6 protein-coding genes are annotated in these 8017 nt (G+C 59.9%); 2 read left to right on the top strand and 4 right to left on the bottom strand.

What is annotated here, in order from left to right:
* Positions 1-234 precede the first annotated feature (234 nt).
* Positions 235-1671, top strand: coding sequence for a fibronectin type III domain-containing protein (locus GXX82_09640; protein NLT23297.1), 1437 nt, complete (start codon positions 235-237; stop codon positions 1669-1671).
* A gap of 169 nt (positions 1672-1840) precedes the next feature.
* Positions 1841-2683: a hypothetical protein gene (locus tag GXX82_09635; protein ID NLT23296.1), complete on the top strand. Its 843-nt coding sequence runs from the start codon at positions 1841-1843 to the stop codon at positions 2681-2683.
* A 155-nt stretch (positions 2684-2838) separates the two neighbouring features.
* Here GXX82_09635 and GXX82_09630 read toward each other — a convergent pair whose 3' ends face one another.
* The 4 genes from GXX82_09630 to GXX82_09615 all read right to left on the bottom strand — a co-directional run.
* Positions 2839-3678 (bottom strand): class I SAM-dependent methyltransferase, encoded by an 840-nt coding sequence (locus GXX82_09630; protein ID NLT23295.1) that lies wholly within the window; start codon positions 3676-3678, stop codon positions 2839-2841.
* Positions 3675-4865, bottom strand: a complete 1191-nt coding sequence (locus GXX82_09625; protein ID NLT23294.1) for a glycosyltransferase — start codon at positions 4863-4865, stop codon at positions 3675-3677. The genes GXX82_09630 and GXX82_09625 overlap by 4 nt, the downstream gene beginning before the upstream one ends.
* A 70-nt stretch (positions 4866-4935) precedes the next feature.
* Positions 4936-7059, bottom strand: coding sequence for an NAD-dependent epimerase/dehydratase family protein (locus GXX82_09620; protein NLT23293.1), 2124 nt, complete (start codon positions 7057-7059; stop codon positions 4936-4938).
* A partial coding sequence (locus tag GXX82_09615; GenBank protein NLT23292.1) for a glycosyltransferase occupies positions 7052-8017 on the bottom strand: 966 nt, incomplete at its 5' end. The genes GXX82_09615 and GXX82_09620, both read right to left, overlap by 8 nt.

Here is an 8017-nt window from a genome sequence, read left to right as displayed (position 1 = left end):
CAACAGTATAGCACATTTCCTCACCTCGAGGCACGGCTTTTGCTCTTCTCGGGGCAGCGATCGAAAATTGGCCAGTCGATTCGGCACGTATTAAATCTTCGGGAGGTTTTAATGTATCACCAGAGCAGCGGGAGTAAAAGCAAATCGTTTTCTCTGTTCTTGATCCTGGCTATGTGTTGTCTCTTTCTGGGAGCATCCGCGTTCCATCCTTCGGCAAAAGCGGAGGCGGCAAGCGTGACACTCGGCTGGGACGCCGCGGCGGGTGTCTCAGGATACAAGCTGCACAGAGGAACAGCGAGCGGCAGCTACACGACGAGCGTCAATGTCGGAAACCAGACGAGCTACACACTTTCCGACCTCACGAGCGGGACCACATACTACTTCGCCGTGACCGCCTATGACTCATCCCAGGAGGAGAGCAGTTACTCCAACGAGGTGAGCTACGCCAGCGGCGGTTCGTGCACCTATTCGATCTCACCATCGAGTGCCTCCTTCACGAGCGGCGGGGGGACGGGGACGATCACGGTGACAGCCGCGAGCGGCTGCACCTGGAGCGCGTCGACGGGGGTATCCTGGGCAACGATCTCCTCGGGCACGAGCGGGACGGGAAGCGGGACCGTGACCTATTCGGTGGCGGCCAACACAGGCTCGGCGAGAACCGCGGCCTTCACGGTTGCGGGGAAGACATTCTCCATCTCCCAGGCAGCGGCAACATCGACCACCACCTACACGCTCACACTCGCCACGGCAGGAACGGGCTCGGGAACCGTCACATCGAACCCGTCAGGGACGGTGTTCACGTCGGGCACCGCGGTGACCATCACGGCCGCGCCTGACTCCGGCTCCACTTTCACCGGGTGGGGCGGCGACTGTGCCTTCGCGGGAACGTCGAAGACCTGCAGCGGCAAGATGACGAGGAACATAAGCGTCACGGCCAATTTCACCAGGAGCGCGACCACCACATACTATACCATCAGCGCGTCAGCGGGGACGGGGGGTTCCATATCACCGTCGGGCGGCGTGAGCGTGAGCTCGGGCTCCAGTAAATCCTTCACGATAACACCCGCCTCGGGCTACACGATCAGCAACGTGACCGTCGACGGTCAGTCGGTGGGCGCCGTGAACTCCTACACATTCTCCAACGTTACGGCCAACCATACCATCGCGGCGACCTTCGCGCAATCAAGCAGCGGCACCACAACGTACACCCTGACAACTGCCACGGCCGGCACGGGCTCGGGGACCATCACGTCGAACCCGTCGGGGACGGTGTTAGCATCGGGCACCGCGGTGACCATCACGGCCGCGCCTGACTCCAATTCGGTCTTCGCCGGATGGGGCGGCGACTGCGCCTTCGCGGGAACATCGACGACATGCAGAGGCACGATGACACGGAACATAAACGTCACGGCAACCTTCAACGCGAAGACGACGACCTCCTCCCATACCATCAGCGCCTACGCGGGGTACGGCGGCACCGTGTCTCCGTCGGGCAGCGTGAGCGTGGCCTCCGGATCGAGCAAGGCCTTCACGATAACCCCGAAAACAGGATTCTCCATCAGGTACGTCCTCGTCGACGGAGTGAACGTGGGCGCCGTGAGCTCCTACACCTTCTCCAACGTGACGGCAAACCACACCATACGGGCGTACTTCAAGTACGGTTATTATTGAGAAGGATCTCATGAAATATTGCGTGGGGATGTCGACCACCATGAACTATAATAGAAATATGGTCCTCGCGGGTGTCTGTGGGACTCTCCCCGGAACACCCGCAGGACGACCGGACGGAACGCCACCGGACCGCACAGGCAACACCGAGAGAAAGCTAGGAGGCAAACAAGTGAAAAAGATCATTTCAGGAATGGCGGTATTATTACTCATCGCTATATGTCATACAGGTCACGCGACGGTCATCTGGCAGGAAAGCTTCGACAGCTTCACCAAGGATTACAACTGCAGCCTGTCGGACTGCTCTGCCAACCCGGGCCTGCCCACAGGGTACAGCGGCTTCGGTTCCAACACCCTCGGCAAGAACTACGGCAACCCCAACACCCAAATCATCGGGGGTGCTGAGAGGTCGAATCCCGGCGCGACGAACAAGAGGGGCTTCCGCATCAATCTGGAGCAGGAGTCCTGGCCCACGGGGGAGAACATCCTCGTAAAGGACCTGGGGAGGAACTACACCCTCATCTACCTGCGCTGGTACCAGAGAGACTCCACAAAATCCTTCAGCAATTTTCAGAAGCTCTTCCGGCTGAAACAGTCGAACGGCCAGATCCTCATTCCCGAATTCCAGGTGAACGGCAGCAGTGTCCAGATGAACCTGTGGGACGCGCAGAGCTCCAGCAACCATTTTTTTACCGGGTACAGTCTCAACAGCCACTACACTGTCAACACATGGGTCTGCTACGAGATCAAGATGGACCTCGTCAATAAGAAGGCCGAGTTCTGGGTCAACGGCGTCTCCAAGGGAACTCTGAATGCCACCTGGTGGCCCGATGGCTGGTACATACGATACGTCGAGATCGGCGGCAACCAGTACGGTCATTCGTGGACGGCACCCACGGAACACGCGCGCGACTATGATGATATCGTCGTCGCCGATTCCTACATCGGCCCCGCGGGAGCTCCCGCGTCCGAGGTCCCCGCGCCGGCAAATCTCAGGGTGCTGAGCCAGCAGTAACAGGGACTTTCCACCCCGAAAGGGATCGGGGCTGCACCACTTCCGCCTTTCCTCCGGCCCGGTGCAGCCCCGGTCTTTTTCACCTTCCGGGTTTCCCTGGTCCCATGCTCTCATCTCCCGTCTCCCCGAGCGCCTTGCAGCTTTTGAAGGAACCGTCATTTTCTCACCTTGATCAGGAGGCCATGGGAGAACCACCTGCACAACCGCCTGTGCCTGCCACTGAACATGAGCTTGCCCATCCTGACGGACAACCGCGGCAGAAGGATGTCCGCGAAGGGGAGCCGGAAATCGTAGTGTTCGATATCGAGAACCTGAAGGCCGCTTACGGCAATGTCATCGAGAAACCTCTTCCGCGAAGAGAAATTGAAGTCGAAATCCAGCCCGTCGTACCTCTTCGCTCCGATAAGGGTCTTCAGCCGGCGATAGAGGGGAACGAAAGCGCGGTACAGCGCCGGCCATCGTATGTTGTTGACCTGGATGACGGCGACACCGCCGGGCTTGAGGACCCTCAGGATCTCCGACAGGACGCCCCTGTGGTCCTTGACATAGCACATAAGACCGATGGACAGCACCATGTCCATGCAGTCCCCGGAGACACAGATCCTGGAAGCATCGCTCACCACGAAGTGGGGCTCCGCGGCGCACGTTGCCGCCGATGCGGTACGTCTTGCCTCCCGTATCATCCCCATCGACAGGTCGGCGCTCAAGACCTCGTGCCCTTTCTGTAGCAGGTCCCGGGTGAAGATCCCCGGTCCGCAGCCGACATCGAGGACCCGGCCCGGCGCCGCGTCGGCCATCGCGAGGACGATCTGCCTGCGCGTGACGTAGGCCAACCCCTCGCATGTCTCCCACTGATACCGGTCGGCCCGGTATCGTGAGGCGTCGGCATCATGGAAATACTTCACCCGGTGGAGATGGTCGCGGTCAGCGGCCGCCCGGTTTTCCGCTATCATGTTCTCCTCCTCTCTCAGGGCCGGCGCATCCGCCGGTTTCATAGCCTGCCCGACCTTCCCCATTGTCCCGTTTTCCTTCCCGATATCCCCAAAAGATCGATGCAGCCCTTCCACACGAGGAAGAGGGGTGCGAAACCGATGGCGTGAAGGAACCTCAAGACGGGCATCCCCGTGAGGTAGACCCCGCTTGCGAAGTAGGCTGCTTCCATCGTCATGAGAAAGACAAGCCAGAGCACTACAAGGGGCACGGGGATGAAACAGTGCGTCACGAGACCGGCGGCCAGCGCGGCGGCCGTCATGTTCACCATGAGCGACAGGTTCGGCAGAATGAGGGGGAAGGAGGCGTCCACGATCCTCAAGTTTCGCGTTTTCAAGCCTCTCATGAAGAGCCTGAGGCCATATCGCCTCGCCACCTCGAACCGTCCCGCCGACCAGCGGAGCCGCTGTTCCGAGGCATGCCTCAACCCTCTCGATTCCTGGTGATAGAGCCGGGAATTCGCCGCGAACCCCACGATCTCGCCGCTCGCCACAAGCTTCGCGTAGTACTCGTAATCCTCGGCCATCGTTCCCGTCACCCAGGGATGCTCCGTGAGGAGTCGCGTCGTGAAACACATGCCGTTCCCCATGAGGTACGACGACAGGCCGATCCGGTGCTTGACATGATGATAGAGCTCGTTGTTGATCGTCCTCGAAAGGTGGATGACCCCCGTGAAGGCCGTGTCATGGGAGTTGGCAAGGCAGTTGTTGCACTGTATGGCGCTTCTTCCCCCGTCCAGGACCTCGTCGAGGCCATGGAAGAACCCGGGGTCGATGAGGTTATCCGCATCGACGATGACTACGGCATCGAAAACGTCGATATCGATCCGGCTCAAGGCCCACTCGATGGCAAAGCCCTTGCCCTTCTTCGAGGCGTCGTTTCGCTCGAGGACCTTCACGTCATGCCGTCTGACAATGCCGGCCGTCCCGTCGGTGCAGTTGTCCGCGATGACACAGGCCTCGAAGTCGCCCCGATCGTAGGCCACCCGGGTGAGACTCGCGAGGACCCTTCCTATCACGGCCTCCTCGTTGTGGGCCGGTATGAGGACGAGGTACCGCCGCGTCCCGTGAGCGACGGCCTCTTGTCTGTCCCTCGTCACGAAATACGCGACGGCAAGGAAAGCGTAGTAGAATACACTGAAGCTGAGATAGAGAAGAGGGGGGATCCACAACAGCAGGATAATTGACTTCACTTGCCCAACCTCCCGAAGATCGTTCTATGCTCTGCCGGCCCCATAACCCATGACCCATGACCCATCACCCTTATTCTCCATTCTCCTTAAACCACTCAAAGGTCCTCGAAAGGCCTTCCTCGAGAGACACCCTCGGCCGCCAGCCGATGCGCTCCTTGATCTTCGCGTTGCTGAAGGCTGCGTCCGCGGATGCGGAACTCAGCCGATACCGGGTGAGTACGGGGTCCCTGTGCATCATCCCGAAGACGGCCTCCTGGAAGCGGACGGAGGAATACACGAACCAGTAAGGCAGGGACACCGAGCGGGACCGCGGGAACACCCCTGCCGAAAGCTTCCTCACGTAGTCCTCCTTTGTTGTGCCTTCGTCGTCGATGACGTTGAACGTCTGGCCCGCCGCCCTGTCGTCCTCCATGCACAGGATAATGGCGTCCACAAGGTTGTCGATGTAAACGAGAGGCAGCCTCATCTTCTTCTTCCCCAGTATCATGAACACTTTGTCGAAGAGCGAGATGCCGATGAGGGGCGTGAAGACGGGGCCCCTTGGCCCGTATATGGTGGCGGGCCTCAGTATGACTCCCGGGACCTTCCCGTTGCCGTTGCCCTTTGCCGCCATCAACCCCTTCGCGACCCTTTCCGCCTCCAGCTTCGAGAAGGTGTAGAACCCGCGGGCCCCGGGGTTCTCTTCGAGTCGGCCGTCCTCCGTCACCACCGACCCCTTCTTGAGGCCGTTCATGTGGTAGACGCTCATGGAGCTGATGTAGATGACCCGCCTCACCTTGAGCTGACGGGCCAGCCTCATGACCCTTTCCGTCCCGCGGACCGTCGTCTCGTCAAAGGTGTCCCAATCACCCTCCTGGGCGGCGGCGGCATGGACCACAAAATCCATCCCGTCGATGGCCTGGGCCAGGGCCAGTTCGTCGCGGACATCGCCGTAATGGACATCAACACCAAGGACCCTGAAGGGCTCCACATCGGTGAGTCTCCGGACGAGAACGCGAACGAAGTATCCTTTGCCCGCGAGGACCTCCGTCAACCTTCGGCCCAGGAAACCTCCGGCCCCCGTGACGAGCACCCTCGCCTTCGCCGGGGCCCATTTCACTTCCTCCCTGGCGGGGACATTCCTGAACACGGGATGAAGCTTGCCCGCGTCCTTCCACACCCAGTCCATGGTTTCGAGCACGGCCAGAGCGCTTTCGGCGGAAACAGGGGTGTCCGTCGCCTGCAGGATGGAATCGTAGAAATCGTGGATGAGGTTTTTCATCCCCGAATAGGGCTTCAGTTTTCCCGTGAGAAACCTGTACACGTTGGAGAACGTCTGGGCGGTCAAGGCGCGGGCGGCCCCGAGGTTGCCGGCTATCTTTGTCACCGCCCCCGGCAGTCCCGTCAGCCTGTTGGCGACCATGGTCATATTGTTGAAATCCACGGTGACGATGGCCTTCTTGTGGTAGATCTTCAGGAAGTGCTGGAAAGGTCTCGCGTTGAAGGAGATGGTGAGCTTGCCCATGGCCCTTTCACCCTCCACCATGATATGGAGTTCGTCGGAAAGGCCCTGGATGAGGGCCCCGCAGGAATTGGCCATCGTCTGGATTCTCACTGGTCTGCCCGTGTACTCGAGCATGAGGTAGAGGGGATGGGAAAGGAAGTCATGGAAGAGGCCTCCCGGCAGGGAAAAGATCCAGGATATCTCACCCACGCTCCGGTAACCCATGATCTCGGGGATGTTGGGGTTGATGCCGTAGTAACTTTCCACGTAGGTGACGTCCTCCGGACTGAGGCCCTTGAGGACCTCCTTCGCCTTCAGCATCCAGGGATCGAAAAGATGGTTGTGGTCGACGCACAGTTTGACGCCGTTATTCGCGGCGATGTCGTAGAGCCTCACCGCGCTCCCGTGGTCGAGTGTCAGGGGCTTCTCGACAAAAACGTGGTTCTTCAGGTTCATGGCCCTCTCGGCGAGGGACGCGTGCGTTTGCGGGGGCGTGGTGATGTGGATAACGTCCGTCGCTTCCGCGCGGACCATCTCCTCAAGGTCCCCGTAGCAGTTCGCGATGCCGTACGCTTCGCTCGCCTTCCTGAGGGCCTTCTCGTCCCTGTCCGCCACCGCGCACAGGGCGGCCCCCGGATAGGAACGGATGAAGGCCTGGTGATGGTGAAAGATCGTTCCGCAACCGACAATACCCACTCTGAGCCTATTCATTCGACGCTTCCTCCCTTTTATTGAGCATGGACAGGTAGCATGACTCGATCCTCCGCGTCCATGACAACCTGTCGAAGTCCCGAAGGACCCTCTTTCGCGCGTTGCGGGATATCGCCATGTACCTGTTGCCGTCCACAACAAGCGTTTCAACGGCCCGGCAGAGCGCCCCCGTGTCCCCCGCTTCCACCATAAGACCGTCAACACCGTCCTCGATGACCTCGGGTATTCCCCCCACCCCTGTGGAAACCACCGGTATGCCGTGCTTCATTGCTTCAAGAATGCTCAACGGAACGCCTTCCGTCGAGGAGGTGATGACGAGCATGTCCAGCAGCGAATAGACCTCTTCCATCTCCTCGACGAACCCCGTGAACCTCACCTTTCCATCGAGGCCCATCCTCATCGTCAGGCCTTCGAGGCATTCCCGTTCGGGGCCTTCGCCAACCACCATGAACCTGAGATGACCGTATCTCTTCGACAGCCTTCTCGCCGCTTCAAGAAAGCCCGGTATGTTCTTTTCAGGGCTTAATCTTCCCACGATGCCTATCAGAAAGTCCCCGTCACGCTTGAAAAGGGAAAGCGGGGAAACCGAACATTTCCGCCCCTCGTCGTCCCCGGTCGCGATGGCGTTTCGGACCGTGGTGATCCTCTCCCTGCGCACACCGCTTGCGCGCAACGCCTGCCCTATCCGGTCCGAGACAGGCAGGACGAGATCAAAAAAGCGCAGAGCGAAGCGGTCGCATTGCTCGTAGAGGCGCAATCGCGAGTCGATGGGCACGAAACCATGGATCGTCGCGATCACGGGGCGCGAGGACAACCTGGCAGCTACGAGTCCGATGATGTCCGAGCGGTAGCCATGGGTGTGAACTATGGCAACCTCCTCGGAGCGGATGAACTTCACGAGGCGGGGAATGTTCTCGAGGTCCACGGTGCGCCTCAGCCAGAAGACGGCATTCGGGAT

It is taken from the genome of Syntrophorhabdus sp. (assembly GCA_012719415.1).
GTDB lineage: Bacteria > Desulfobacterota > Syntrophorhabdia > Syntrophorhabdales > Syntrophorhabdaceae > Delta-02.
Note: the sequence above shows the minus strand (reverse complement) of the source record. Positions and strands in the feature narration are given on the sequence as shown.

Coding starts and splice junctions, on each gene's coding strand:
- GXX82_09630 (NLT23295.1), bottom strand. CDS start 3,678: ATGAAACCGGCGGATGCGCCGGCCCTGAGAGAGGAGGAGAACATGATA.
- GXX82_09620 (NLT23293.1), bottom strand. CDS start 7,059: ATGAATAGGCTCAGAGTGGGTATTGTCGGTTGCGGAACGATCTTTCAC.